This is a genomic window from Enterobacter sp. RHBSTW-00975, from assembly GCF_013615235.1.
Lineage (GTDB): Bacteria > Pseudomonadota > Gammaproteobacteria > Enterobacterales > Enterobacteriaceae > Enterobacter > Enterobacter ludwigii.
In genome coordinates, this window is sequence record NZ_CP055883.1 from 2,399,183 (window position 1) to 2,424,855 (window position 25,673).

Consider the following 25,673-nt stretch of genomic DNA (forward strand, 5'->3'; position numbering starts at 1 on the left):
TTCCATGATGTGATGTTCCCTGTTTATAAACTATTTTCCGGCCTCCATATGCGCAAAAGTGCTTTTTGCGGGTGCATCTTGATTTCGGCTACCCATCAGACGTTTAATGCCAGCATACCTGCTGAGAGGAATGTTCATGAGCGCGTTTCGTCCCGTTGAATTAAAGCATGCCAGCCGTCTGCTGAACCATGGCCCTACGGTACTGATTACCAGCCGCGATGAGTCTATCGACCGTCGTAACGTCATGGCTGCGGCCTGGTCGATGCCGGTAGAGTTTGAGCCACCGCGTATCGCAATTGTGGTGGACAAAAGCACCTGGTCGCGCGAACTGATTGAGCGCAGCGGAAAGTTCGGTATTGTCATCCCCGGCGTGGCAGCGGCTAACTGGGCTTACGCCGTCGGCAGCGTGAGCGGTCGCGACGAAGACAAGTTCAACTGCTACGGGATCCCGGTTGTGCAAGGTCCGGTACTCGACCTGCCGGTGATTGAAGAGAAATGCCTGGCGTGGATGGAGTGTCGTTTACTCCCGGTTACCGCAGCTGCAGAAAAATACGATACGCTGTTTGGTGAGGTTGTTTCGGCAGCCGCAGATGAACGCGCGTTTGTCGCCGGACGCTGGCAGTTTGACGGCGATAAGCTGAACACCCTGCATCATCTGGGGGCCGGGACGTTTGTGACCAGTGGGAAAATGGTAAAGGCGCTGGAAAAATAGCCTATAAAAAAAGCCCTCTCCGCGAGGGAAAGGGCTTTTAAATTACTTCGCGCGCCGTGCAATAATTTCATCCGCAACATTACGCGGTGCTTCCGCGAAATGATGGAATTCCATCGTGTAGGTCGCGCGGCCTTGCGACATCGAACGCAGCGTCGTGGCATAGCCAAACATCTCCGCCAGCGGCACATCCGCGCGAATAATCTGACTACCGTACTGCTCTTCCATTCCCTGCACCATGCCGCGGCGGGAAGAGAGATCGCCCATGATGTTGCCGGCGTACTCTTCCGGTGTTTCCACCTCGACATGCATGACCGGTTCAAGAATCACCGGGTCCGCTTTACGAGCGCCCTCTTTAAAGCCGAGGATCGCCGCCATGCGGAACGCCATTTCCGAGGAGTCGACCTCGTGATAGGAGCCAAACGTCAGGGTCGCTTTCACATCGACAACCGGATACCCCGCCAGGACACCGCTGTTCATGGCTTCGCGCAGGCCTTTCTCCACAGACGGAATATACTCGCGCGGGACAACGCCGCCCTTGGTGGCATCTTCAAATACAAAACCACTGCCGGGCTCTAACGGCGCCAGACTGAGCACCACATGGCCGTACTGCCCTTTACCGCCGGACTGTCGGACAAATTTCCCTTCGATATCCTTCACCGCTTTACGCAGGGTTTCACGGTACGTGACCTGTGGGCGACCAATGTTCGCCTCAACGCCGAACTCACGCCTCATGCGGTCAACGATAATCTCAAGATGTAACTCACCCATCCCGGAGATAATTGTCTGGCCAGACTCTTCATCGGTGTGCAGACGAAACGAAGGGTCTCCCGCTGCCAGGCGCTGCAATGCAATGCCCATTTTCTCCTGATCGCCTTTGGTTTTCGGCTCGATCGCAAGCGAGATAACCGGGTCCGGAAACTCCATTCGTTCTAGCGTAATGACGGCGTTCGGGTCGGTGAGCGTGTCACCGGTTGTCACATCTTTCAACCCAACGCAGGCCGCGATATCGCCCGCGCGCAGCTCATCCACTTCGTGGCGATCGTTAGCATGCATCAGCACGATGCGCCCAATGCGCTCTTTCTTCCCTTTCACCGGGTTGTACACCGCGTCGCCTTTGCGCAGCACGCCAGAGTAAACGCGGATAAAGGTCAGCTGTCCGACGTACGGGTCGCTCATCAGTTTAAAGGCCAATGCGGAGAACGGCTCGTTGTCGTCTGGATGACGCTCGGCATGCTGCCCATTCTCATCCACACCATCAATGGCGGGCACGTCCAGAGGCGACGGCATCAGTTCAATGACCGCATCGAGCATGCGTTGCACGCCTTTATTTTTAAACGCGCTGCCGCACAGCATCGGCTGGATTTCACCGGAGATGGTCCGCATACGCAGCCCCCTGATGATTTCCGCTTCCTCTAAATCACCCGTTTCCAGGTATTTATCCATCAGCTCATCGCTGGCTTCCGCCGCCGCAGAGACCATTTTTTCCCGCCATTCCTGCGCAGTACTCACTATGTCATCCGGCACAGGAGCATAGGTAAACACCATGCCCTGGGTAGCATCGTCCCACAAAATGGTACGCATTTTGATGAGATCCACCACGCCGGTGAAGTGTTCTTCTGCCCCCACCGGAATAACAATCGGGACCGGATTCGCTTTCAGACGCTCCTGCATCATTCGCACGACGCGGAAGAAGTCCGCCCCCGGGCGGTCCATTTTGTTGACGAAGGCCAGCCGCGGGACATGATATTTGTTCGCCTGACGCCAGACGGTTTCCGACTGCGGCTGCACGCCACCGACGGAGTCATACACCATGACAGCGCCGTCGAGTACACGCATGGAACGTTCCACCTCAATGGTGAAATCCACGTGGCCCGGGGTGTCGATAATGTTGATCCGGTGCGGTTCAAAGCCCCGGTCCATACCTGGCCAGAAACAGCTGACTGCCGCAGAGGTAATGGTTATCCCGCGCTCTTGCTCCTGTGCCATCCAGTCGGTAGTTGCCGCGCCATCGTGTACTTCACCCAGTTTGTGGCTCATACCGGTATAAAACAGGATGCGCTCGGTGGTGGTCGTTTTACCGGCATCGATATGCGCGGAGATACCGATGTTGCGATAACGTTCGAGAGGGATGGGTCGGGGCATAATATTTCCTTAGTCATTAAGACTGCGTTGTGACGACCGGGATGGTCGCGTGTTCGTTCGTTTGCTATAATAGTCCTATTGTACGAGTATTATCGAACTATTTTTTTACGGTTGACCTATTGTTGATATAGCTCAATCTGACACCAGACGCAGGAAAACGATGATCCCGAACCACCCTGAAATTGAACAAATACTGCTGGAAAATGTGCTTTTTGCCCTCGGTAACCCGCTCCGGCTGTCGATTATCCGCAGGCTGGCCGATGGCAGCGAACTGAGCTGTAACGCGCTGCGCCCGGACGAGGTGGTGAAATCGACGATGACCCATCACTGGCGCGTCTTGCGCGACAGCGGCGTGATTTGGCAGCGCCCGCAGGGACGAGAAAATATGATTTCACTGCGCAGGGACGATCTTGATGCCCGCTTTCCGGGGCTGATGGCAATATTGCTGCAGACGAAGTAACGCGTGTGTCGTGTCGGGCGACTCCGCGCCGCCCGACCCTCTCTCACATTGAATAGCCGGGTTTCTTAATTAAGTGATCCAGGTTGGGTTCAATTTCGGTATCCCAGACCTGCGCTTTCCAGTCGGCTTCCTGCACTTCGTTCAGGGCGACCGAAATAGAGCGATCTTTACTGTTCAGATGACGGGTAATCACCTCGGCAATATCCGCCGCCAGCGCGGTTTTTTGGTCGTCGTTCAAATCACGGGGAAAACATTTGATATCTACGTGTGGCATATGCAGGCTTCCAGTTATGAATGTGAGTTCCACGTTATCAGATTATCTCGTTTGCCTTTAACACCTTGTGCAGTTCCGGCAGCTGGCACACGGTATCCGCAATCGCCGTTATCTTCGGCGTATTCGCCGCAAACCATGCATGGCGAGGCCCCCAGGTGCGTGCAACCGTGATGTAGACGTCAAGCAGCGTCAGCCGTTCCCCGAGCGCAAAAGGGGTGGCACTGAGCTGGCTGTCAAACCACAGATAGAGTGATTTTCGGTATTCAATACAGCTGTTTTTCAACTGCTCCGGCGCATCCGGCACCCAGCGTTCGGGGTAGTCAGCGTAGGTAAAGGTGGGATAAACGTTCGCAACAAACCAAATGAGCAACCGCTGAAACTGCTGCCGCTCAGCCTGCCCGATGGCAGGTGCAAGATCGGGACATCTGTCCAGCACCATCAGGGCAATCGCCGCCGTTTCGGTCATGATCGCCCCGTTTTCCAGTTCCAGCGTGGGTACCTGACACAGCGGATTGCGTGCTTTCAGCAACTCACGCTGCGGGCCGGGCTGGTCGAACCCGTCCACGTTGATAAATTGATAAGGGATGTCTGCCAGAGTCAGCATCACTTCACTGATTGCCGATCCCCAGCCGGGTACGCCATAGAGTTTAATCATGTTGCCCCCTCCGGGATGAAAACCCTAAGTGTAGACACGACTAATAGGTTATCCCAGTCGGGTTCACGTCGGATTGCGTCACCGCTTCGCCCTCTTCTCCCCAGCGTGCCAGCACCCGCTGGTACTCTCCACGCGTAATAGCGCCCTCCAGCGCAGCCTGCAAAGCATAAACCAGCCCATTGCCTTTTTTGGTCGTCGTGGCGACATAGGCTCTCTTCGGCCCGAGACCCACTACGCGCGTTTTGCCGGTCAACGCCGCTTTATAGGCGGATACGGATTGAGGTCCGAAGAACACATCCGCCCTGCCGGACTGAATATAGAGGTTGCCGGAAGCATCATCGGTCAGATAGACCGGCAGCGCAGGCTCACGACCGGCTTTTTTGTTCTCTTCATTCCAGCCCAGCAGAATGCGCTCCTGATTGGTCCCGGAACCGACAATCACCTTTTTGCCTGCCAGATCTTTTGCGCTGTTAATCGCCTGGACCGCGCTGGTGGATTTCACGGAAAACGCCAGTGAGTCGACGCGATAGGTCGCAAAATCAAATTTCTCTTTTCGCTGTTCGGTCACCGCAATATTCACCAGCGCCACGTCATAGCGTCCGGAGCTGATCCCCAGCGGCCAGTCTTCCCAGGCCGTGGGAACCAGCTTCAGCTTTAACCCCAGACTGCCCGCCAGCAAGCGGGCAATATCCGGATCGCTGCCAATCCGCGTCCTGTTATCGCTGGCAAGCAGCGCCAGCGGTGGAGAGTTGAGCGCTGAGATCGCTACCGTGAGCGTGCCCGGCTCAACAAATTTATAGTTCGCGGGGATCTTCGCGACGGCCTGCCGATCTACCGTCACCGGCAGCGGCTGCTCGTTGGCGTGTAAATCGATACCCGCATGGCTCGCGGTCGTAAAAGCCAGACCGGCCAGAAAAGCATATTTCATCTGCACTCCTTACAGCACTTTTGACAGGAACTGGCGCGTTCGCGGGTGCGACGGACGGGTTAATACGTCGTCACTGCTGCCCTGCTCCACAATTTTGCCGTCGACCATAAAGACCACCTGATCCGCCACTTCCCGGGCAAAGCCGATCTCGTGGGTGACGACCACCAGCGTGGTACCCGAGCGGGCGAGCTTTTTAATCACGTCCAGCACTTCGCCAACCAGTTCCGGGTCGAGCGCTGAAGTGGGCTCATCAAACAGCATTACCCGGGGACGTAACGCCAGCGCGCGGGCAATGGCAATACGCTGCTGTTGGCCCCCAGAGAGATGGCGCGACCAGGCGTCGGCTTTATCGCGCAGCCCGACCACATCCAGCAGGCTGTATGCCCTTTCAACGGCTTCTTTCTTACTCAGTTTTTTATGGGCGATGGGCGCCTCAATCAGGTTTTCCAGCACCGTGAGATGCGGAAAGAGATTAAAGTTCTGGAAGACATAGCCCACATTGACGCGCTGTTTGAGGATCTCTTTCTCTTTCAGCTCGTAGAGTTTGTCACCCTGACGGCGGTAACCGATGTAATCACCGTCAATCTGGATAAACCCTTCGTCGACGCGTTCCAGATGGTTAATGGTGCGCAGAAGCGTCGATTTACCCGATCCGGAAGGCCCGAGGATCACCGTTACCGATCCGGGCGGGATCTCCAGCGAGACGTTATCAAGCGCTTTATGGCGGCCAAAAAACTTACTGACGCCGGTAATCGAAATATGCCCTTCAGGAGAGGTTTGCATGGACGGGCTCCTGTACTGATGCGGTGGATACAGAACGGACGCGACTGGCTACTCGGTTTTGATTAACGGCTGAACGGCGTTCGCTGCGGGCAAGCCCGCGCTCCACAACATGCTGAATGGCAGACAACACGGTGGTAATCACCAGATACCAGACCGCACCGACCATCAGCAGCGGGATAACCTCCTGCGTGCGGTTATAGATCATCTGAATGGTATAGAAGAGTTCCGGCATCGCCAGGACATACACCATGGCCGTACCTTTCGCGAGACTGATAATTTCATTAAATCCGGACGGCAGAATCGTGCGTAGCGCCTGCGGCAAAATGATACGCACCGTGCGACGCCAGGCTGGCAGACCGAGCGCCGCCGCCGCTTCATACTGACCATGATCCACCCCCAGAAAACCGCCGCGAATGATCTCGGCGGTATACGCGCTCTGAACCAGCGTCAGTCCCACCACGGCGGTGGAAAACTGTCCCAGCACGTTGATGGTTTCGAAGCGACCCCAGGTAATGGCGGTGAAGGGTACGCCAAGCGAGAGCGTGTCGTAGAGATAGGAAAAGTTATAGAGAATGATCAGAACCACAATCAGCGGCAACGAACGAAACAGCCAGATATACCCCCAGGCCAGGCTGCTCAGCAGCCAGGATGAAGAGAGCCTCGCCAGCGCCAGCAGGCCGCCAATGACCACGCTCAGCGCAGTGCCGATCAGGGTCAACAGCAATGTCTGCCCTACGCCTTCAAGGATAACCGGATCAAAGAACCAGCGGGCAAAGACAGACCACTCCCAGCGCGGGTTAAAGGCCACGGACTGAATGACCACCGCAAGCACAAACAGCGCCACCACGGCACCGACAGTCCGCAGCGGATAACGCGCCGGGACCACCTTAATGGTTTCAACGTTGCTCATTGTCATTCCTCATGCTGTTTTACTGAACGCTTCACTGATCAGCGTTTTGGTGAAACGCAGCCGGCCATCAAACGGCGGCTGGCTGTACACTTCCGGATCGCGGTTCAGATCGAACTGCGGCTGATAGCCCTGACTGATATAGAGCCTGACCGCCTCCGGCTGACGAAAACCGGTGGTGAGGTAGATCTGGCTGTAACCGGCCTGTACCGCCCGACGCTCCAGCTCCTGGACGACGCGGGCCGCCAGCCCCTGTTGACGCAGCGCCTTGTGCGTCCAGATTCGTTTGATTTCAGCGGTGCGTTCATCAAACGGTTTATACGCGCCGGTGGCGATGATGTCGCCGTCACGCTCAAGGACAATAAACAGCCCCTGCGGGGCCAGGTACCACTCCGTGAGCTCCACTTCCGCGTCTTTAGAGAAATAGTCGCCATAGCGGGCGGCATATTCACCGAATAATCCGTCGATAATGGGCTGAAGATCGGCGTCTTCCGGTGACACGTCCCGAAATTGCTCGCGCATAGCGCCTCCTTAGTCACCCAGTCCTGCCGGGTTCACTTCTGATTGAGGGATACGTTCTACCCCTTCCCCCCAGCGGTTCAGCACTTTGTCGTAATCGCCGTTTTTGATGACCCCGTTAAGTGCGGTCTGTACCGGCTCGACCAGGCCGCTGCCTTTTTTCAGCGTCACCGCAATGTGCGCCGCCTTCGGCCAGCCGCCGTCGACAATCCCAACCCGTTTGGTTTTCCCGGTCAGCGCCGCTTTCCATGCGCCAGTCACGTTCGGGCCAAAGAACGCATCTGCGCGGCCTGACTGGAGAGACAGGGTTTGTGATGCATCGTCTTTGGTGTAGATCGGGGTAAACGGCTTCAGGCCTTTCTTCACGTTCTGCGCATTCCACGCCAGCAGGATAGCCTCCTGGTTGGTTCCGGAACCTACGATGATGCGCAGCCCGGCGATGTCCTCCGCCTTCTGCAGCGAGGTAATCGGACTGGTCGATTTCACATAGAAACCGAGGGAATCTTTACGGTAAGTGGCAAAATCAAACTTCTCTTTGCGCTCTCTGGTCACGGTGATGTTGCTGATCGCCGCATCGTATTTCCCGGAGGCGACGCCGAGAGGCCAGTCCTCCCAGGAGGTTGGCACCACGTTCAGCTCCAGCCCAAGGCTGTCGGCCACCAGACGGGCAACGTCCACCTCGCTTCCGAGCAGCGTTTTATTGTCGTCGGAAAAAACGGTCAGCGGCGGTGAGTTAAGCGCGGCAACCGCCACGGTGAATTTGCCCGGCACGGCGAAGCGATAATCTTTCGGCAGTTGCGCGATGGCGTCGCTGTTTTTGGCGGTGTTGACGGGCGTTTTGTTGGCTTCCAGGCTCACGCCAGTACCGTTAATGTTCACATTCTCTGCCCAGACGGCAGGGGAAAAGGCCAGCGCAAGCGCCAGAATAAGCGATGATTTCTGCATAACGAGGTTCTCTATTATTGTTGTGTGAACTGGTTTTGCGGTTCGTCTAAACCCAGACTGTCGCGCAGCGTAGTGCCGGGATAGTCGGTGCGGAATAACCCGCGGGCCTGTAACACCGGGACAACCTGGTCAACAAAACGCGGGAACGTGTCCGGCGTTCCACCCTGAATAATGAAACCGTCCGCGGCGAATGCCTCAAACCAGCCCTGCAGACCGTCTGCCACCTCCTCCGGCGTACCGGAAAAGCGCGGGCGCGGGGATGCCGCTTCGAGTGCAACCTGACGCAGGGTTAAGTTGCGTTCGCGAGCATTACGCTTAATTTCATCGGTCGTGCTGCGAAAACTGTTTTTACCCAGTTCACCGATGTCCGGGAACGGCTCGTCAAGCGGGTACTGGCTGAAATCGTGATGTTCGAAATAACGGCCGAGGTAATTCAGGGCATCGTTAATCGACACCAGAGCCGCGGTTGTCTGATACTGGTTCTCCACGTCCTCCGCGTCTTTGCCAACAATCACGCTGACGCCCTGAAAAATATGTAAGTCCGATGCCCTGCGGCCATTGGATTCAAGCTGATGTTTTACGTCGCGATAAAACGCTTTGGCTTCCTCTAACGTTTCATGATGGGTAAAAATGGCGTCAGCATGTTTCGCGGCCAGTTTTTTTCCGTCATCCGATGCACCTGCCTGAAAAACAATCGGGCGTCCCTGCGGCGTGCGGCCAATATTGAGCGGGCCGGCCACCTGGAAGAAATCGCCGTGATGATCAAGCGTATGCAGTTTTGCCGGGTCAAAGAACTGCCCGCTCTCTTTGTTGCGCACAAAGGCATCCCCCTCCCAGGAATCCCAGAGTCCTTTCACCACGTCGAGGTATTCATCCGCTATCCGGTAGCGCAGCGCATGTTCAGGGTGTTTCTCGCGCGAGAAGTTTTTCGCCGACCCCTCGAGCGGTGAGGTCACCACGTTCCAGCCTGCGCGTCCGTTGCTCAAATGATCCAGGCTGGCAAACTGGCGCGCCACGGTAAACGGTTCGCTGTAGGAGGTCGATAAGGTACCGACCAGACCGAGGCGCGACGTCAGACTTGCCAGTGCGGACAAGACCGTTAACGGCTCAAACCGGTTTAGGAAATGCGGAATGGATTTCTCGTTAATATAGAGGCCGTCGGCGACGAATAAAAAATCAAGCTTCCCCTCTTCGGCTTTTAACGCCGTGGCTTTTACAAAATCAAAATTAATGCTGGCATCGGCGACCGCCGTCGGATGGCGCCAGGCAGACATATTTCCGGAAGCACCATGCAAAATGGTTCCCAGCCGCAATTGTCGGGTTGCAGACATATTCACCTCTTCAGAATTAAACGTGTTGCAGGGCTTTTTCCGCAAGCTGTGCAAAATAGCGGGCAGCGGGCTCAATTAATGCTTCATCCGGGTTGAAGGCCGGGTGATGTAAACCGAACGGACTGGCGCTACCGATGCTGACAAACGCCCCGGGGATCTGCTGCAGATACACCGCGAAATCTTCCCCGCCCATATGCAGCTCGGCGTGCTGCGTTTCATACCCAGATTCTCTGGCGACGGCGGTGGCAAATTCGGCCCAGTGCGCGTCATTGACCAACGCGGTAGGCCCGGCGTACCAGGTGATGTCGATCTGCGCGCTAAACGCGCTGGCAAACCCGGCGGCAATTTCGCCGACGCGTGCTTTCACATTCTGCTGCACTTCCACGCGGTGGGTGCGAAGCGTGCCTTCCAGTTCAACGCTTTCCGGCAGGACGTTCCAGGTATTGCCCCCGGTAATGCGCGTGACGCTAAGCACCACGGAATCAAGCGTGTTGACGTTGCGGCTGGCAACGCTCTGCAACGCCGTTACCAGCTGGCTCGCCAGCACGATGGCGTCGTTACCTTCATGCGGACGTGCAGCATGCGCGCCTTTACCGGTAATTCGGATAACAAACCGGTCGACGTTGGCGTAGAACGGCCCACCGCGGGTGGCAAATTCCCCGACCGGCAGCCCCGGCTCGTTATGCATCCCGAAGATGGCACTGACATCACGTAAGGCACCGGCCCGCACCATACTTTTCGCGCCGCCAAAGTTCTCTTCAGCCGGCTGAAAGAGGATCCGCACGCGCCCGTTTAAAGACGCTTCACGCTCTTTAAGTTTTAACGCCGCCCCGAGGATCACACTGGTATGAATATCGTGTCCGCAGGCATGCATCACACCCGCACGCTGTGAACTAAACGGCACGCCGCTGCGCTCTTCAATGGGCAAGGCGTCAATATCGGCCCGCAGCGCGATCAGCTTTTTCCCCGTGCCGATTTCGGCCACCACACCGGTCTGAAGCGCATAAGGCAGCGGCGTAATGCCAGCCGTCGTCAGCCACTGACGCAGGCGAGCGGTCGTTTCGACCTCCTGGCCGGACAGCTCCGGGTTCTGGTGCAGCTCCCGGCGCCAGGCAATCAGTTGTTCGTCAAAACGCATACGGCGACCTCCTTGTTAAGCTTCGCCTGCGCCAGCAGACGCAGGGACTGTATTCGCGTTACGCCATCCGCAACGGGGGTATCAATAATGAATTCATCAATGCCCCATTTTTCGTGCAGGGCGTTCAACTGTTCCAGCACCGATTCGGCTGTTCCCGCCAGCAGCGACTGTGCCCGACGGGCAATGCGCACCGGCTCGCTGCCGGCCTGTCGGGCAAAGGCATAGGCCTGCTCTTCGCTGGCCACGGTGACGCGCTGCCCATTTGCCAGTTCGACGCCCCAGACTTCAACCTGTTGTGCCAGTGCCTCCGCCTCAGCCTGCGACTGGGCGACGATGACCTGCACCGCCACAATCGCATCCCGGGCGCTGTGGTTACGCCAGGTGGTGATGACTTCACGCAGCAGCGCCGGATCCCCATTCAGGTGAGCAGCAAAGACAAAATGCCAGTCAAGTTTCGCGGCCAGCAGCGCGCTTTCGGTACTGGCCCCCAGCAGGAACCCCTGCGCCGGAACCGGCGGCAGCGGCGTCGCGCGAACGGCCTCGTCCACCGACTGATTTTCCGGCTGGATCCAGTGATGAAGCTGTGTCAGCTGTTCGGCAAAACTGCCTTTTTGCTGTTGATCGAGGCCCTGCTGCAGCGCCCGGGTGGAGAGCGGCAGGCCGCCTGGGGCTTTCCCGACGCCCAGATCCACGCGTCCGGGAGCAAGCGCGGCCAGGAGGTTGAAATTTTCTGCGACTTTGTAAGGGCTGTAGTGCTGGAGCATGACGCCACCAGAGCCCACGCGGATACGCCGGGTTTGCCCGAGGATCCAGGCGATTAACAGTTCGGGTGAAGGGCTGGCCAGCTGGGGCGTGTTGTGGTGTTCGGCAATCCAGAAACGGTGATAGCCCAGATTTTCTGCCTGCTGTGCCAGCGCCAGGGTTCGCGCCAGTGCATCGGCAGCCGTTTCGTTTTCAGCGATGGGGCTTTTATCCAGAATACTGATTCGCCAGGACATGTTGCGTTCTCGTTTGACTTAACATGTCGTCATTATTAAAGGCGTATTTCACCTCTGAGAAACAATTAATTTACATTTGGTTTGCCGGAAATCAGATATATAAATCCATGCTACGCGTGTGACTTAAGCGATGAAATGAGGTTTTCCACCTCACTGCGGCGGGTAATGCGGACAAAATGAATATGGGCGTATTGCGGGTCTACCATATCGCGTGCATAACGTGCGCGGTTGCTGCGCCAGGTTTTGATTGTCCAGATAATAATGGACTCACGGCTCAAGAATGAGCGACGAAAACTCTCACAGTTTCCCGTACCGGGCCACAGTTCCTGTTTGTGCCAGGCGCGCCTGAACGCTCGGGTGACAGCCTGATACAGGGTTCGGGCGAACCCATAATCCACCCACACCACCCGATCCACGTCTCGCCATTTCACAGGACGCGTACGGTTATAGTTGCCATCAAGCACCCACTCCGCTGACGCCTTTAGCGTCGTCTCCAGTTTTTCCAGCAAGATAGCGTCCGGTGTGCCCTGCCAGTCCGGACACCAGTAAAGTCGGTCCATTTCGATGTAAGGAATATCCAGTTCTGCGGCGATACGCTTCGCCAGGGTGCTTTTTCCACTCCCGCTGGTGCCAATCACATTCACTTTCACCCTGTTGCCCCCTGTTGAAGAAAAACCCTTAAAGCATAGCGTTTTCATCTTGTTAACGAAACGCTATTTCGGCGGGTCAGTTTACGTCGAAGCGTGATCTCCCGCTTTTAATTTGCCTTATGGCGTTTATTTGCAGGGTGCTACAAAAACGCACCGATAAATATTTTCATTTTTATTACATCGAACGCATTTTAAAAATAAAAAATACTAAACACAGGGTATTCCGGAACGCATAACTTTCGTAGAGAATATGCCGACAGTAAAAATAAAAACAAACCTTTCAATCTTGCCTGAATGTTTAACGGGCTCTTTTTTATTGATATATGACCATGGGGTTACTGATGCGGAATAACACTCCCGTTACACAAAACGAGTATTTACTTAACGAAGGTTCGACGCTCATGTCGACCACCAATACGCACAGCCATATTACCTATGCGAACTCTGCCTTTATTGACGCCAGCGGCTATAAAGAAGAGAGTCTTCTCGGTGAGCCGCATAATCTTATTCGCCATCCCGACATGCCTGCCGAGGCGTTTGGCGACATGTGGTTTACCCTGCAACAGGGTGAGACCTGGACGGGGCTGGTCAAGAACCGCCGCCAGAACGGCGATCACTACTGGGTGCGCGCAAACGTCACCCCGGTTTATCAGAATGAAACGTTAACCGGCTATATTTCTGTGCGGAATATTCCTTCGCGTGAAGAGATTGCTGTCAGTGAAAAACGGTATGAGAAAGTGCGCAATAATGAATTAAAACATCACCGCTTTTATAAAGGCCTGTTTGTTCGCCACGGTCTGTTCTCTTTTACGTCGCTGTTTAAACGCCTCAGTACCAGTAAAAGGATCCATCTTGGTATTGCGATAACCGCCCTGCTCGCCTGTCTGCAGCTGTTTATATTTGCCGATCGTATTGTTGAGACTGTAGGTCTGGCTCTGCTATTTATTGCCCTGGCTGTTTATCTTCATGCGCAAATTGCAAAGCCGGTAAAATCCATTGTCCAGCAAATGCAGCGGGTGGTTTCAGGACGTAAAGCGGACTATTACCATTTTGACCGCGTCGATGAAATCGGCCTGATGATGCGCATGGTGAATCAGTCGGGTCTGAACCTCCATTCGCTGGTGGACGATGTCGGTGCGCAAATCAGCGGTATAAGTACAATCAGCCAGCAGGTGGCGAAAGAAGGTATGGCGTTACAGACACGTACCGAAGAAACCGCAGACTTTCTGCAGCAAACGGCCTCAGCCGTGGAAGAAATTGCCAGCGCGGTTCAGCAGACGGCTGAAACGGCGAAAGACGCGATCCTGATGGCAGATCGCACCCGCACCAGCGCTCACCGCGGTGAAGCAATGATGAAAGAGACTATCGGCATGATGCAGTCCTTGTCGCAGGATAACAGCCAGATCGTCGACATCATCAGCGTCATCGATCGTATCGCCTTCCAGACCAATATTCTGGCGCTGAACGCGGCCGTTGAAGCGGCGCGTGCGGGTGATGCCGGACGCGGTTTTGCGGTCGTGGCGGCCGAAGTCCGCAACCTTGCCCAGCACTCTGCCACCGCGGCCAAAGAGATCAAAACGCTTATAGAGAAAAACGTTTCCAGCGTGAACGCCGGCGTGGAGAAGGTCGAGCAAACTGAATCGCAGCTGACGGTGATGATTGGCAATGTCATGGAGATGTCTTCTCTGATTAAGGAGATAGGCCACGCCACGCAGGAGCAAACGCAGGCGCTGACCCTGATTAACGCGTCCATCTCCCGCATCGGTACAATGACCCAAAACAATACCGGTATGGTGGATAACGTGACGGACGCCGCACACCATCTGACGCAGCGCACGACCCGCCTGCAACAGGCGATTGCCGTTTTTGGCGGTTGAGAAAAGGCGCCGTTATGCGCTGGTTGCTTTGCGCAATCATTAAGCGAAACTGATGATTAAAGCACCACTTCATTAATGGATTTGTCTAAAAACTCACCGCTATTCAGCGTGTTGTGATCCCCGTCTGCTCTGACCACACGATTTCCTTCGACGTGCATCACTTTCGGCACGGTTATATTTTGCGTCGCTTATGAATTGCAGGTAGGATGCCTCGCCATGTTTCGCCTTATCCATACGCAGAATGACTGGGAAGGCAACATGTGTTTGCGCAGAAGCAATCGTTTGTATTGCACTCTGCCAGGCAGGACTATCACGATAATGGTTCAGACAGGCAAACAGGTAACTCAATGAAAACAAGCAATAAAAGCGCAGCCGATCATCACGCTGCTAAACGTCGCTGGTTAAACTCCCATGAAGAGGGCTACCACAAAGCGATGGGCAACCGTCAGGTTCAAATGATCGCCATCGGCGGCGCTATCGGAACGGGTCTGTTTTTAGGTGCTGGCGCTCGTCTGCAGATGGCTGGCCCGGCTCTCGCCCTGGTCTATCTGGTGTGCGGGATCTTCTCTTTCTTCATTCTTCGTGCATTGGGCGAACTGGTACTGCATCGCCCTTCCAGCGGCAGTTTTGTCTCTTACGCCCGTGAATTCCTCGGTGAAAAAGCGGCTTACGTTGCTGGATGGATGTACTTCGTCAACTGGGCAATGACCGGTATTGTCGATATCACCGCCGTCGCGCTTTACATGCACTACTGGGGCGCGTTTGGTGATGTGCCACAATGGGTGTTTGCGCTGGGCGCACTGGCCATTGTCGGCACCATGAACATGATCGGCGTGAAGTGGTTCGCGGAGATGGAGTTCTGGTTCGCGCTGGTAAAAGTGCTGGCCATCGTGGTGTTCCTGGTCGTGGGTACAGTGTTCCTCGGTAGCGGTAAACCGCTCGATGGCAATGCCACCGGTTTCCACCTGATCACCGATAACGGCGGTTTCTTCCCGCATGGCCTGCTGCCTGCGCTGGTGCTGGTTCAGGGTGTGGTGTTCGCCTTCGCGTCCATTGAGCTGGTCGGCACCGCGGCGGGTGAATGTAAAGACCCACAGACCATGGTACCTAAAGCCATTAACAGCGTTATCTGGCGTATCGGTCTCTTTTATGTTGGTTCCGTGGTGCTGCTGGTTCTGCTGCTGCCGTGGAACGCCTATCAGGCGGGTCAAAGCCCGTTTGTGACCTTCTTCTCTAAACTGGGCGTGCCTTATGTTGGCAGCATCATGAATATCGTGGTGCTGACGGCTGCGCTCTCCAGTCTGAACTCGGGTCTTTACTCTACCGGTCGTATCCTGCGCTCCATGTCGATGGGCGGTTCGGCGCCGAAATTCATGTCGAAGATGAGCCGTCAGCATGTGCCTTACGCGGGCATTCTGGCGACGCTGGTGGTGTATGTCTTCGGCGTGTTCCTGAACTACCTGGTACCGTCTCAGGTATTCGAAATCGTGCTGAACGTTGCCGCGCTCGGCATCATCGCCTCCTGGGCCTTTATCGTGGTCTGCCAGATGCGTCTGCGCAAAGCGATCAAAGAAGGCAAAGCCGCTGAAGTCAGCTTTAAGCTGCCGGGCGCACCGGTGACCTCCTGGCTCACTCTGCTGTTCCTGTTCAGCGTGCTGGTGCTGATGGCGTTTGATTACCCGAACGGTACCTACACGATTGCCACCATTCCTCTGCTGGCCGTATTGCTGATTGCCGGCTGGTTTGGCGTGCGTAAACGCGTACAAGAAATTCACAGCACGGCGCCGGTTCATCCTGATGATGCCAAACACGACGCCCCGCTGGTTGAAGAGACGTCGCGTTAATATCGACCTGCTGGTTAATACAAAGGGAAGGCATTGCGCCTTCCCTTTTTCTTTGTGTTGAGGAGCGAAACTTAGAGCGTGATACGAATCACGTCATCAGGCTGGGTGGCTTCCTGCTGACGGGTCGATTTTTGTTTTACCGTCACATACAGGGTTTTGCCATCCGCTGAGAGCGCCAGACTGTTCGGGTAGACCGGGGTGTCGAAGGTTTTGGTAACGTTGTAGGTTTTCGCGTCGATTACGCTCACCTTACCCGCTTCACGGTGCGTCACATACGCTTCGTTGCGCGCCGGGTTAAACAGAACGGCTAGCGATTCAGGCACGGCAATTTTCTTGATGACGCTGCCGTCCTTCAGATTCACCACCAGCACTTCCGGCTGCTTTGAGTCGGTTAAGAACGCACGCTGTCCGGCGGTATCCAGGCTCAGATTCAGGTAGAAGTGCTCCTTACCGTCGTCCTGCACTTTTTTACGGCTGAGGATTTTATGGGTTGCCGTATCAATCGTCACCAGTTCGCCATCAGCATTGGTGGTGTAAAGACGTTTTGCCTTCGCATCCAGCGCCAGGCCGGTACTGAATTTACCGGTACTGCCGATGGTCTCTTTCAGCTTCAGCGTTGCACCATCCACCACCCAAATCGCGCTCTCCTGGCCTACGCCGGTGATGTAAACCGTGTTTGCGCTGTCATCGGCCACCAGCTGGCGCGGCTGCAGCGGTTTGACGGTTTCACTGCGCTGACGGTTATCCAGCACCAGTCGCCCTTTCACCTCACCCGTTTTGGCATCAATCGCGGTTACCGCGCCGTTGATGGTGTTACCAAACCACAGCGTCTGGGTGGCATTATCAAGGGTGGCACCGAACGGTTTGAGATCGTTATGAATGACCTGCGTCACGTCCAGCGTGACCGGGTCAAGGCGATAGACAATCCCGCCTTTGTCCGTTTTGCGGCTCTGCGATGTCGCGACCCACAGCGCATTCTCCTGCTGGCTCACGGCCATTTCATATGCGCCTTTCCCTACCGCTTTGCGCAACATCTCTTCGGCAGCATGAACCTGGAAGGTTCCGGCAAACAGTAACGCCCCTGACAGCAGAGACATACTCAGGCGCGGCGAGCACAGATGACGTAAAGACATAACAATTCCTTTTTTGAACACAGGGTTTACTGCTGACATCACTTCCGGCAGGCAACGTCATGGCATTGCCGTTTTGATAATGAGAATAGTAATCATTTATGAGTTAAATGTGGAGTTTTTCTTTCCTTCCCGGCCTTTCATTAACGCAATGTGCGGTTATAGTTTTCAAAAGATTTACAAAAGATTTAACATATATGGACATGTTCCATTTGGTACGTTTTTTCCATAACCGGTCTATTTCATGAAAATCATTTCTGCCCGTAAGGCAACGCTTCCACTGCTGCTGGTTCCTGTTATCTCTGCGCCTCTCACTGCGATGAGTGCCGATGAACAGACCATGATCGTCAGCGCCACGCCGCAAACCGTCTCGGAGCTCGATACCCCGGCGGCGGTTAGCGTCGTGAATGGCGAGGATATGCGTCATGCTGCGCCACGCATTAACCTGTCTGAATCTCTTGGCAGCGTGCCGGGACTGCAGATCCAGAACCGCCAGAACTATGCTCAGGATCTCCAGCTTTCAATGCGTGGATTTGGTGCCCGCTCAACCTTCGGCGTGCGCGGTATCCGTATGTATGTCGACGGTATTCCGGCAACCATGCCGGATGGACAGGGACAAACCTCCAATATCGATCTTTCCAGCGTGGACAGCGTAGAAGTGCTGCGCGGCCCCTTCTCTGCCCTTTATGGCAACGCCTCTGGCGGCGTGATCAACATGACGACCCAGACCGGGCAGCAGCCGCCGACCATCGAGGCCAGCAGCTATTACGGCAGTTACGGTACCTGGCGCTATGGAATGAAAGCCACCGGCGCGATGGGTGACGGGACGCATGCCGGGGATGTGGACTACACCGTGTCCACTACCCGTTTCACGACCAAAGGTTATCGCGACCACAGCGGCGCGCGGAAGAATCTCGCCAACGCTAAACTGGGTGTTCGTATTGATGACGTGAGTAAGCTGACGCTGATTTTCAACAGCGTGGACATGAAAGCCAACGATCCGGGTGGACTGAGTACCCAGGAATGGCATGACAACCCTCGGCAGTCTCCGCGTGGCGATCAATACAATACGCGCAAGACCATCAAGCAGACCCAGGCTGGCCTGCGCTACGATCGTCAGCTCAGCACCCAGGACGATCTCAGCGTCATGATGTACGCCGGCGAACGTGAAATGACACAGTACCAGTCAATTCCTTATCAGCCTCAGCTGAGACCTTCCCACTCCGGCGGCGTGATTGATATGCAGCGCCATTACCAGGGGATCGATACCCGCTGGACGCACCGTGGCGAACTGCTGGTTCCAGTAACCTTTACCACCGGTCTGAACTACGAAAACATGAGCGAAGATCGTCGCGGATACGAGAACTTCGTCATGAACAACGGCGTGCCGGAGTACGGCGTCAAGGGCGATAAACGTCGTAACGAACGTAACCTGATGTGGAACGTCGACCCGTACCTGCAAACCAGCTGGCAGTTAACGCAGAAACTCTCCGTGGATGCCGGCGTCCGTTACAGCTCGGTCTGGTTTGACTCCAACGACCATTACGTGACCCCGGGCAACGGAGACGACAGCGGTGACGCAAGCTATCACAAGTGGCTCCCGGCCGGATCGGTGAAATATGCCGTGACCGATGCGTGGAATCTCTATGCTGCGGCAGGTCGCGGGTTTGAAACGCCAACCATCAATGAGCTCTCTTATCGTGCGGATAACCAGGGCGGCCTCAACATTGGCCTGAAACCTTCCACGAACAATACCTATGAAGTGGGCAGCAAAACCCGTATCGGTAATGGTCTGCTGACGGCAGCGCTGTTCCGCACCGATACGGATGACGAGATTGTCGTCGATGCCAGCGCTGGCGGTCGTACCAGCTATAAAAACGCCGGTAAAACCCGTCGTCAGGGGGTTGAAGTTTCCCTGGATCAGCAGTTTGCTGAGAACTGGAAGCTGAAAATGGCGTGGACCTATCTGGACGCCACCTATCGTACCAACGTGTGCAGCACCGGCGACTGTAACGGCAACCGTATGCCAGGCATTGCCCGCAACATGGGTTATGCCTCGTTTGGCTGGCAGCCGGAAGAAGGCTGGTATGCGGGATCGGATGTGCGCTACATGAGCGATATCATGGCGGATGACGAGAACACGGCGAAAGCCCCGTCCTACACGGTGGTTGGGCTGAATACCGGGTATAAATTCAACTACGGTAACTGGGGAATGGACGTCTTTGGTCGCGTCGATAACCTGTTCGATAAAGAGTATGTCGGATCGGTTATCGTGAATGAATCCAACGGGCGTTATTACGAACCTGCACCGGGCCGTAACTACGGCGTAGGTCTGTCGGTCTCTTATCGCTTCGAGTAAGCAAAAAGCATTCTTTTTTGCTGAATATTATTTTTATAAATGGAATAACGCTCCTGATGGCAATAAGCCATCAGGAGTATTTAACCAGGAATATAATTCGCGGCAGGATATAGTCGCTCTGCTAAATAATCTCTCAGTTAAAATATTGTCGCTGTAAAAGCGTGTTCGCTTCATCAATCAACGTCTCTATCGCCTTCTGACTGCCATCAACATCTCTTCGCTCAAGCGCGGACAGGGGCTCGGCGTAGTGATAAGTCGACACCTTGATGTCGTTAAGCTCCTGATGCAGATAGTTCATGCAAGGTCCAATACGCACCCATAGCTGCTCAATTAAGGCGCTGAGTGTCGGCATTTCCGCGTACTGATAAAGCGTAAACCGAAAGATGCGGTTTGCATGCAGCGCCTGCTGAACGTGCCCGTTGCGCATGGCTTCATGGAATGTCTCTGATAACTTGCGCAACACCTCCAGCTTATTTTCCGTCATATGCTGACAGGCGGCAGCTACCGCCATAGGCTCAAGCTGTTTCCTGATGGCGTTAATCTCGTTATAACGCTCAAGCGTGACCTCAGGAACCAGAAATGCCTGGGCTGGCGTGGCGTGCAATGCCCCAGACGACACCAGACGCAAAAGCGCCTCGCGAACCGGGGTAATACTGGTTCCTAATTTATCAGCAATTTCTTTGGTAATCAGTCGAGCGCCAGGTTTCAGTGAGCCTGTAATTAACGCGCCTTTCAAACTGAGTTCGACTTGCATGGTAAGACTGATCCTTTGCGCTTTTTCTAAATGGTCCAAATCAAGCATGTTCAATTCCTGTAGCTAATACTTAATGCTATTTTTAAACGCCGTTTTTTATAAACGACGCTGTTCCGATATATCCTGTATCGTCATGCCTGGTGATGGGAAGTCTGTAAAAATGTCAAGAAAAGCAAAATTTATTTTTTTTCGTTTTCGTGCTCATCTGAACGGAAGGCGCGAAAAGCCATGTCCAGTTAATTAAAGACAATATATCGTATCTTCACAAATAAATATGGCGGGAAACCCCGCCATATTTTAGATTATTTATTGTCACCCGCGACGCGAATCACGACTTTGCCGAAGTTTTTTCCTTCAAGAAGGCCAATCAGCGCCTCAGGCGCATTCTCCAGGCCGTCTGTGACCTGCTCACGGTAGTGAATTTTGCCTTCCTGCACCCAGCGCCCCATCTCATCCTGGAACTCCTTGATGCGATGGCCGTAGTCCTGAGCGATGATAAACCCCTGCATACGAATACGTTTCTTCAGAATCGTCGCCATCAATAACGGCAAACGATCCGGCCCTTCCGGCAGACCCGTCGCATTGTAACCGCTCACCAGACCACATACCGGTACGCGCGCCGAGGTGTTCAGTAAGGGCAACACGGCGTCAAAAACTTTCCCGCCGACGTTTTCATAATAGACATCAATCCCTTTCGGGCAGGCCTTTTCAAGCTGGGCCGCGAAGTCATCGGCATGGTGATCCAGGCACTGGTCAAACCCGAGCACCTCGACGGCATGGCGGCATTTTTCTGCACCACCGGCAACGCCGATCACCCGGCAACCTTTGATTTTACCGATCTGCCCGACCGTCGCACCAACCGGCCCCGTCGCCGCCGCAACCACCAGCGTTTCACCGGCTTTAGGCTGGCCGATGTCCAGTAGCCCCATATAGGCGGTAAACCCTGGCATACCCAGAATGCCCAGCGCCCACGAGGGGTGAGAAATATTATCGCCCAGTTTCACCAGGCCGCTGCCGTCTGAAATTTCATACTCCTGCCAGCCGCTATAGCCCAGCACCCACTCACCCGGCGTATAGTCCGGATGGTTTGACTGCTCAACGCGACTGACCGTTCCCCCCACCATGACCGCCCCAATTTCCACTGGCGGTGAATAGGAAGGTGCATCACTCATGCGCCCACGCATGTAAGGATCAAGCGACAGCCAGACCGTGCGCAGCAAAAGCTGTCCTGCCTGAGGTTCAGGAACAGGCTGCTCTTCCAGACGAAAATTCTCCGCGACCGGGGCACCGTGCGGACGAGAAGCCAGAACCCAGCGGCGATTTTGCGAAACAGATTGATTCATCAGGAACTCCTTCTGGTACAAATGTCATTAGAGCCTGGCTCATGATCGGCGTAAACGCTTTAACTTTACGAGCCAGACTGGTTAAGCCGCACAACCAGATAGATACAGGTTTCATTCGTCTCATTAATGAACCGGCAGTCGTTGGGCGGCCCCAGTTCCAGGCAATCACCGGCGTGCATTTCATGACGGGTATCGCCCTCCTGGAAAACCAGTTCGCCAGACTGCAGCCAGATAAGCTGGCGCGCCAGCGCATACGACGAGGCGGGCATAGGGACATCGCTTCCCGCCGGCAGCTCAACCTGAACAAGATCGATGGGCAGATCGGTGCGGGGTGAAACGTGGCGGCGGAGGTAGTGTGTCTGAGGGTCACGCCAGACGGGCTGGTTTTCCAGACGCAGCAGCTTTCCTTCCTGCATTTCGGCTCTGGCGATCAGCGTTGACATGCTGATGCCAAACGCGCCGGATAACCGCGCAAGCAAGGTCGCCGTCGGGCTGCTGTCCCCGCGCTCTATCTTGTGGATCATGGCGCGCGAGACACCGGCCCGGTCAGCAAGCTCGCTTAATGACCATCCTCGCGACTCGCGTTCAAGGCGAATTCGCGCGCTAATCCTTTGATTCATTGTGTCTGCCATAGTATTCATGACGTCATACTATAGTGTATGAACGGCATTTCAACGCGGTTTTGATAACAAAAAAATCTGGCTTATGTCATAGCCATCCGTCTGTACAGTTGTGTAATATCGTACTCATAACGTAATACTATAGTGAACAACACACTCAGAGGTTCAAACATGATCGTTCGTCATGCCTGCAAAGAAGACTGCGCCGCTATTGGGGAGATTTACAACCACGCGGTGCTGCATACTGCCGCGATCTGGAATGATAAAACCGTCGATACGGATAACCGCATTGCCTGGTTTGAGGCGCGTGCCCTCGCAGGCTACCCGGTGCTGGTGAGTGAAGAGAATGGCGTTATCACCGGCTACGCCTCGTTTGGCGACTGGCGCGCCTTTGACGGTTTCCGGCATACGGTAGAGCATTCTGTCTACGTTCATCCGGATCATCAGGGGAAAGGAATTGGCCGCACGCTGATGAGCGCGCTGATTATTGAAGCGCGGACCCTCGGCAAACACGTCATGGTGGCGGGCATTGAGGCGCAAAACCAGGCCTCTATTCATCTTCATGAGACGCTCGGTTTTGTGACCACCGGCCAGATGCCGCAGGTGGGCACCAAGTTTGGCCGCTGGCTGGATCTGACCTTTATGCAGTTGCAGCTTGATGAGCGCAGCGATCCGGACGCTATCTCATGAATCAGTCTCTGACGCTGGCTTTTCTGGTGGCGGCGGGAATTGGCCTGGTGGTGCAAAACACCTTAATGGTGCGCATCACTCAGTCCTCCTCGACCATTCTTATCGCGATGCTGCTGAATTCGCTGGTTGGCATTGTGCTATTTGTCAGCATTCTGCTGCTAAAACAGGGCTTCGCCGGATTTAGCGAGCTGGCCTCAACGATCCGCTGGTGGACGTTGATCCCGGGGCTGTTAGGGTCGTTTTTTGTTTTTGCCAGTATCAGCGGCTATCAAAATGTTGGCGCAGCGACAACCATCGCCGTGCTGGTGGCAAGCCAGTTGATTGGCGGGCTGGTAATGGATGTACTCAGAAGCAATGGCATCCCCTTGCGCGCGCTGATTGGCCCGGTGTGCGGTGCCGTAATGCTGGTGGTCGGGGCGTGGCTGGTCGCGAGACGCCAGTTCTGACCCCCGGCTCACCGCTACAGAATCGTACCGCCTTTGGTCAGCAATTCCTGACGGGCGTCCATCTCTTCTTTATGTTGCTTACCGTGATGTGCAATCGCGGTACGCAGACGCTGCTGCTGACTGTAGCGATCTTCACGGCTTAACGCTGCGTCGTCGCTCAGTTCGATCAGCAGTTCATTCATTCGGCTAATCACTCCCTCTTCGATGGTGGTATCGACACGGGCGATAACTTCATTTAAATGTGACATTGTCACTCCTTGTCAGATGCCCGGCAGGCGCGGTGCCTGCCGGGAAAAATGTCAGTTCAGTTTCGCTTTGGAGAAATCGCTGCCCATCAGGCTCACGCTGTACCCCGTTACGTTGCTGCGGGTGGCGTAGAACGTTTTGCCGTTCGCCAGCGCAATCCACGGTGCCTGGGCATAGAAGATCTCCTGCGCCTGGCTGTAGAGTTTTGCACGCTCACCCGGGTTGCTGGTCAGTTTGGCTTTCTTGACCAGATCATCATACCCCTTATCGCACCAGCGCGCGGCGTTCGATCCGGTTTTGATGCTGTCGCATCCCAGCAGTACATCAGCAAAGTTATCCGGGTCGCCGTTATCGGACATCCAGCCAAACAGCGCGGAATCATGCTCCCCTTTACGCATACCGGAGAGATACTCGCCCCACTCGTAAGAGACAATTTTGGCCTTCACGCCGACTTTTGCCCAGTCGCTCTGGATCATCTCCGCAATACGCTTCGAGTTAGGGTTATACGGACGCTGCACAGGCATTGACCACAGCGTCACGTCCGCACCCTTCTCCAGACCGGCCTGTTTCAACAAAGCTTTCGCTTTTTCAGGATCGTAGCTGTAGTCCTTCAGATCGTTATTAAAGCCCAGCATATTCGGCGGAATGGGGGATTTCGCCACCGTACCGGAACCCATAAAGACCGCATTCACGATGGCTTTTTTGTCCGTCGCATAGTTCAGGGCCTGACGCACCAGCACGTTATCAAACGGTTTTTTCTCGGTATTGAACGCCAGATACCCCACGTTCAACGCCTCCACGGCGTGCAGCTTCAGGTCTTTATTTTTGTTAATAACATCAAACTGAACCGGTGACGGCGCAGGAATAATCTGGCATTCGTTGGTCTGCAGCTTCGCCAGACGCGTTTCTACGTTTGGCGTGATGGAGAAAATAAGATGTTTCGTCGGAACCGCACCTTCCCAGTAGTTCGGGTTAGCGACGTAGCGGATCAGCGAATCCACTTTGTACTGTTGCAGAACGTACGGCCCGGTACCAATCGGCCAGGTATCGACATTCTCAGGCGTCCCTTTTTTCAGCATCGCGTCAGCGTATTCAGCGGAAAGAATAGAGGCGAAATCCATCCCCCAGTCAGCAAGGAATGCGGCGTTTGGTTCGCTCAGCGTAAACTGCACGTGATAATCATCAACCTTTTTGACGTCCTGAATCAGCTTGTCCAGGCCTACATCATTAAAGTATTCGTAATTACCCTGCGAGACATTGTGATAAGGATGCTTAGGGTCTTTCTGACGCATGACGGAAAAAATAACGTCATCCGCATTAAAATCACGGGTCGGCTTGAAGTATTTATTGCTGTTGAACTTGACCCCTTTACGCAGCGTAAAGGTATAAGTCTTACCGTCCGGGGAAATTGTCCAGGACTCTGCCAGCGACGGTACCGGGGTGTTTTTCACCGGGTCGAAATTGATCAGACGGTTATACAGGACCTGAGAGCTGGCCACGAATGACGGGCCTGAGCTGGCGATCTGCGGGTTGAAAGACTCCGGTGATGCTTCAGAGCAATAAATGATGGTGTCATTATTCGCCGCCCATGCGGCACCTGCTGGTAAGAGAGTGCTCAGCGCGAGGGCGAGCAGCGTTTTCCCTGTAGACATGGTTATAACCCTGGCAGTTTTATTATATTGGACTGTAATAACAGCACAGCCGCTATAACCTGGCAAATAACGAATCACTATCAGGTTATTCTAAAGCAACGTTTTCCGCTGGTTTTACAGCCAGTGCGCCAGAGGTTGATTTGCCTTAAGTGCCATTATTCGTCAAGCACAACCGCACCTTTCTATGCCACAAGAAATCGTCCCTTTTGGCGTCTCTTCCTCCGTTTGGTTGCTTCCCGATTTCGTTAAAGTAACGGTGTGAAGAAGTAT

Annotated in this window: 23 protein-coding genes and 1 pseudogene; 7 read left to right on the forward strand and 17 right to left on the reverse strand. The window is 54.8% G+C overall.

The window, feature by feature from the left end; translation table 11 throughout:
- The first annotated feature begins 136 nt into the window (after positions 1 to 136).
- On the forward strand, positions 137 to 712 hold the full coding sequence (locus HV340_RS11505) for a flavin reductase family protein (RefSeq protein WP_181215990.1): 576 nt from the start codon (positions 137 to 139) through the stop codon (positions 710 to 712).
- Between the two features lie 42 nt (positions 713 to 754).
- On the opposite strand, the gene fusA is transcribed toward HV340_RS11505, so the two are convergent.
- The gene (gene fusA, locus HV340_RS11510) at positions 755 to 2,854 is read right to left on the reverse strand and encodes an elongation factor G (RefSeq protein WP_181215991.1); all 2,100 of its coding nucleotides are present in this window, start codon (positions 2,852 to 2,854) and stop codon (positions 755 to 757) included.
- A 160-nt stretch (positions 2,855 to 3,014) separates the two neighbouring features.
- Between fusA and HV340_RS11515 the strand changes: the two genes are divergently transcribed.
- On the forward strand, positions 3,015 to 3,314 hold the full coding sequence (locus HV340_RS11515) for a helix-turn-helix domain-containing protein (protein WP_181215992.1): 300 nt from the start codon (positions 3,015 to 3,017) through the stop codon (positions 3,312 to 3,314).
- Between the two features lie 43 nt (positions 3,315 to 3,357).
- On the opposite strand, the gene pptA is transcribed toward HV340_RS11515, so the two are convergent.
- The 10 genes and pseudogenes from pptA to HV340_RS11570 form a co-directional block, all read right to left on the reverse strand.
- Positions 3,358 to 3,588, reverse strand: coding sequence for a tautomerase PptA (gene pptA / locus HV340_RS11520; RefSeq protein ID WP_020884045.1), 231 nt, complete (start codon positions 3,586 to 3,588; stop codon positions 3,358 to 3,360).
- Between the two features lie 37 nt (positions 3,589 to 3,625).
- Complete coding sequence (locus tag HV340_RS11525) at positions 3,626 to 4,243, reverse strand: glutathione S-transferase family protein (RefSeq protein WP_181215993.1); 618 nt, start codon at positions 4,241 to 4,243, stop codon at positions 3,626 to 3,628.
- Between the two features lie 40 nt (positions 4,244 to 4,283).
- Entirely contained in the window at positions 4,284 to 5,171 is an 888-nt protein-coding gene (locus HV340_RS11530; RefSeq protein ID WP_068794663.1) for a transporter substrate-binding domain-containing protein, read from the reverse strand.
- 9 nt (positions 5,172 to 5,180) lie between these two features.
- The gene (locus HV340_RS11535; protein ID WP_014170239.1) at positions 5,181 to 5,954 is read right to left on the reverse strand and encodes an amino acid ABC transporter ATP-binding protein; all 774 of its coding nucleotides are present in this window, start codon (positions 5,952 to 5,954) and stop codon (positions 5,181 to 5,183) included.
- Complete coding sequence (locus tag HV340_RS11540) at positions 5,938 to 6,864, reverse strand: amino acid ABC transporter permease (protein ID WP_020884042.1); 927 nt, start codon at positions 6,862 to 6,864, stop codon at positions 5,938 to 5,940. The genes HV340_RS11535 and HV340_RS11540 overlap by 17 nt, the downstream gene beginning before the upstream one ends.
- A 9-nt stretch (positions 6,865 to 6,873) precedes the next feature.
- The gene (locus HV340_RS11545) at positions 6,874 to 7,383 is read right to left on the reverse strand and encodes a GNAT family N-acetyltransferase (protein WP_181215994.1); all 510 of its coding nucleotides are present in this window, start codon (positions 7,381 to 7,383) and stop codon (positions 6,874 to 6,876) included.
- Between the two features lie 9 nt (positions 7,384 to 7,392).
- Positions 7,393 to 9,656: pseudogene (locus HV340_RS24460) on the reverse strand (NtaA/DmoA family FMN-dependent monooxygenase).
- A gap of 16 nt (positions 9,657 to 9,672) precedes the next feature.
- Positions 9,673 to 10,794 (reverse strand): amidohydrolase, encoded by a 1,122-nt coding sequence (locus HV340_RS11560; protein WP_020884038.1) that lies wholly within the window; start codon positions 10,792 to 10,794, stop codon positions 9,673 to 9,675.
- Complete coding sequence (locus HV340_RS11565; protein WP_047356439.1) at positions 10,773 to 11,792, reverse strand: LLM class flavin-dependent oxidoreductase; 1,020 nt, start codon at positions 11,790 to 11,792, stop codon at positions 10,773 to 10,775. The genes HV340_RS11560 and HV340_RS11565 overlap by 22 nt, the downstream gene beginning before the upstream one ends.
- Before the next feature lie 110 nt (positions 11,793 to 11,902).
- Positions 11,903 to 12,442, reverse strand: a complete 540-nt coding sequence (locus HV340_RS11570) for an AAA family ATPase (RefSeq protein WP_020884036.1) — start codon at positions 12,440 to 12,442, stop codon at positions 11,903 to 11,905.
- Between the two features lie 341 nt (positions 12,443 to 12,783).
- On the opposite strand from HV340_RS11570, the gene HV340_RS11575 reads away from it, so the two are divergent.
- Together HV340_RS11575 and ansP are read left to right on the forward strand one after the other, a co-directional pair.
- Positions 12,784 to 14,319, forward strand: coding sequence for a PAS domain-containing methyl-accepting chemotaxis protein (locus HV340_RS11575; RefSeq protein ID WP_181215996.1), 1,536 nt, complete (start codon positions 12,784 to 12,786; stop codon positions 14,317 to 14,319).
- 347 nt (positions 14,320 to 14,666) lie between these two features.
- The gene (ansP, locus tag HV340_RS11580; RefSeq protein ID WP_020884034.1) at positions 14,667 to 16,163 is read left to right on the forward strand and encodes an L-asparagine permease; all 1,497 of its coding nucleotides are present in this window, start codon (positions 14,667 to 14,669) and stop codon (positions 16,161 to 16,163) included.
- Between the two features lie 71 nt (positions 16,164 to 16,234).
- Here ansP and HV340_RS11585 read toward each other — a convergent pair whose 3' ends face one another.
- Complete coding sequence (locus HV340_RS11585; RefSeq protein WP_040017589.1) at positions 16,235 to 17,296, reverse strand: YncE family protein; 1,062 nt, start codon at positions 17,294 to 17,296, stop codon at positions 16,235 to 16,237.
- A 241-nt stretch (positions 17,297 to 17,537) separates the two neighbouring features.
- Between HV340_RS11585 and pqqU the strand changes: the two genes are divergently transcribed.
- Positions 17,538 to 19,652, forward strand: coding sequence for a TonB-dependent receptor PqqU (gene pqqU, locus HV340_RS11590; RefSeq protein ID WP_040017591.1), 2,115 nt, complete (start codon positions 17,538 to 17,540; stop codon positions 19,650 to 19,652).
- A gap of 133 nt (positions 19,653 to 19,785) precedes the next feature.
- Here the strand turns inward: pqqU and HV340_RS11595 are convergent, their stop codons facing one another.
- The 3 genes from HV340_RS11595 to HV340_RS11605 all read right to left on the reverse strand — a co-directional run bounded on the left by HV340_RS11595 (position 19,786) and on the right by HV340_RS11605 (position 22,390).
- Positions 19,786 to 20,454 carry a GntR family transcriptional regulator gene (locus HV340_RS11595; protein ID WP_181215997.1) on the reverse strand — a complete coding sequence of 223 codons (669 nt, stop codon included), beginning with the start codon at positions 20,452 to 20,454 and terminating at the stop codon, positions 19,786 to 19,788.
- 254 nt (positions 20,455 to 20,708) lie between these two features.
- The gene (locus HV340_RS11600; RefSeq protein WP_040017592.1) at positions 20,709 to 21,749 is read right to left on the reverse strand and encodes an NADP-dependent oxidoreductase; all 1,041 of its coding nucleotides are present in this window, start codon (positions 21,747 to 21,749) and stop codon (positions 20,709 to 20,711) included.
- A 65-nt stretch (positions 21,750 to 21,814) separates the two neighbouring features.
- The gene (locus HV340_RS11605; RefSeq protein WP_014170255.1) at positions 21,815 to 22,390 is read right to left on the reverse strand and encodes a helix-turn-helix domain-containing protein; all 576 of its coding nucleotides are present in this window, start codon (positions 22,388 to 22,390) and stop codon (positions 21,815 to 21,817) included.
- 150 nt (positions 22,391 to 22,540) lie between these two features.
- Here HV340_RS11605 and mddA point away from each other — a divergent pair, with 150 nt between their 5' ends.
- Together mddA and HV340_RS11615 are read left to right on the forward strand one after the other, a co-directional pair.
- Positions 22,541 to 23,059 (forward strand): L-methionine sulfoximine/L-methionine sulfone acetyltransferase, encoded by a 519-nt coding sequence (mddA, locus tag HV340_RS11610; protein ID WP_181215998.1) that lies wholly within the window; start codon positions 22,541 to 22,543, stop codon positions 23,057 to 23,059.
- Entirely contained in the window at positions 23,056 to 23,505 is a 450-nt protein-coding gene (locus tag HV340_RS11615) for a DMT family transporter (protein WP_014170257.1), read from the forward strand. The genes mddA and HV340_RS11615 overlap by 4 nt, the downstream gene beginning before the upstream one ends.
- 14 nt (positions 23,506 to 23,519) lie before the next feature.
- Here the strand turns inward: HV340_RS11615 and HV340_RS11620 are convergent, their stop codons facing one another.
- Together HV340_RS11620 and HV340_RS11625 are read right to left on the reverse strand one after the other, a co-directional pair.
- A complete protein-coding gene (locus tag HV340_RS11620) occupies positions 23,520 to 23,753 on the reverse strand; it encodes a YdcY family protein (protein ID WP_063924908.1) in 234 nt (77 codons plus the stop codon).
- Between the two features lie 51 nt (positions 23,754 to 23,804).
- On the reverse strand, positions 23,805 to 25,403 hold the full coding sequence (locus tag HV340_RS11625; RefSeq protein WP_025204114.1) for an ABC transporter substrate-binding protein: 1,599 nt from the start codon (positions 25,401 to 25,403) through the stop codon (positions 23,805 to 23,807).
- Positions 25,404 to 25,673: the final 270 nt, after the last annotated feature.

What these genes read in the sequence shown, in the direction of transcription:
- HV340_RS11505 (WP_181215990.1), top strand. Translation starts at nt 137, where the DNA reads ATGAGCGCGTTTCGTCCCGTTGAATTAAAGCATGCCAGCCGTCTGCTG.
- fusA (WP_181215991.1), bottom strand. Translation starts at nt 2,854, where the DNA reads ATGCCCCGACCCATCCCTCTCGAACGTTATCGCAACATCGGTATCTCC.
- HV340_RS11515 (WP_181215992.1), top strand. Translation starts at nt 3,015, where the DNA reads ATGATCCCGAACCACCCTGAAATTGAACAAATACTGCTGGAAAATGTG.
- pptA (WP_020884045.1), bottom strand. Translation starts at nt 3,588, where the DNA reads ATGCCACACGTAGATATCAAATGTTTTCCCCGTGATTTGAACGACGAC.
- HV340_RS11525 (WP_181215993.1), bottom strand. Translation starts at nt 4,243, where the DNA reads ATGATTAAACTCTATGGCGTACCCGGCTGGGGATCGGCAATCAGTGAA.
- HV340_RS11530 (WP_068794663.1), bottom strand. Translation starts at nt 5,171, where the DNA reads ATGAAATATGCTTTTCTGGCCGGTCTGGCTTTTACGACCGCGAGCCAT.
- HV340_RS11535 (WP_014170239.1), bottom strand. Translation starts at nt 5,954, where the DNA reads ATGCAAACCTCTCCTGAAGGGCATATTTCGATTACCGGCGTCAGTAAG.
- HV340_RS11540 (WP_020884042.1), bottom strand. Translation starts at nt 6,864, where the DNA reads ATGAGCAACGTTGAAACCATTAAGGTGGTCCCGGCGCGTTATCCGCTG.
- HV340_RS11545 (WP_181215994.1), bottom strand. Translation starts at nt 7,383, where the DNA reads ATGCGCGAGCAATTTCGGGACGTGTCACCGGAAGACGCCGATCTTCAG.
- HV340_RS11560 (WP_020884038.1), bottom strand. Translation starts at nt 10,794, where the DNA reads ATGCGTTTTGACGAACAACTGATTGCCTGGCGCCGGGAGCTGCACCAG.
- HV340_RS11565 (WP_047356439.1), bottom strand. Translation starts at nt 11,792, where the DNA reads ATGTCCTGGCGAATCAGTATTCTGGATAAAAGCCCCATCGCTGAAAAC.
- HV340_RS11575 (WP_181215996.1), top strand. Translation starts at nt 12,784, where the DNA reads ATGCGGAATAACACTCCCGTTACACAAAACGAGTATTTACTTAACGAA.
- ansP (WP_020884034.1), top strand. Translation starts at nt 14,667, where the DNA reads ATGAAAACAAGCAATAAAAGCGCAGCCGATCATCACGCTGCTAAACGT.
- HV340_RS11585 (WP_040017589.1), bottom strand. Translation starts at nt 17,296, where the DNA reads ATGTCTTTACGTCATCTGTGCTCGCCGCGCCTGAGTATGTCTCTGCTG.
- pqqU (WP_040017591.1), top strand. Translation starts at nt 17,538, where the DNA reads ATGAAAATCATTTCTGCCCGTAAGGCAACGCTTCCACTGCTGCTGGTT.
- HV340_RS11595 (WP_181215997.1), bottom strand. Translation starts at nt 20,454, where the DNA reads ATGCTTGATTTGGACCATTTAGAAAAAGCGCAAAGGATCAGTCTTACC.
- HV340_RS11600 (WP_040017592.1), bottom strand. Translation starts at nt 21,749, where the DNA reads ATGAATCAATCTGTTTCGCAAAATCGCCGCTGGGTTCTGGCTTCTCGT.
- HV340_RS11605 (WP_014170255.1), bottom strand. Translation starts at nt 22,390, where the DNA reads ATGAATACTATGGCAGACACAATGAATCAAAGGATTAGCGCGCGAATT.
- mddA (WP_181215998.1), top strand. Translation starts at nt 22,541, where the DNA reads ATGATCGTTCGTCATGCCTGCAAAGAAGACTGCGCCGCTATTGGGGAG.
- HV340_RS11615 (WP_014170257.1), top strand. Translation starts at nt 23,056, where the DNA reads ATGAATCAGTCTCTGACGCTGGCTTTTCTGGTGGCGGCGGGAATTGGC.
- HV340_RS11620 (WP_063924908.1), bottom strand. Translation starts at nt 23,753, where the DNA reads ATGTCACATTTAAATGAAGTTATCGCCCGTGTCGATACCACCATCGAA.
- HV340_RS11625 (WP_025204114.1), bottom strand. Translation starts at nt 25,403, where the DNA reads ATGTCTACAGGGAAAACGCTGCTCGCCCTCGCGCTGAGCACTCTCTTA.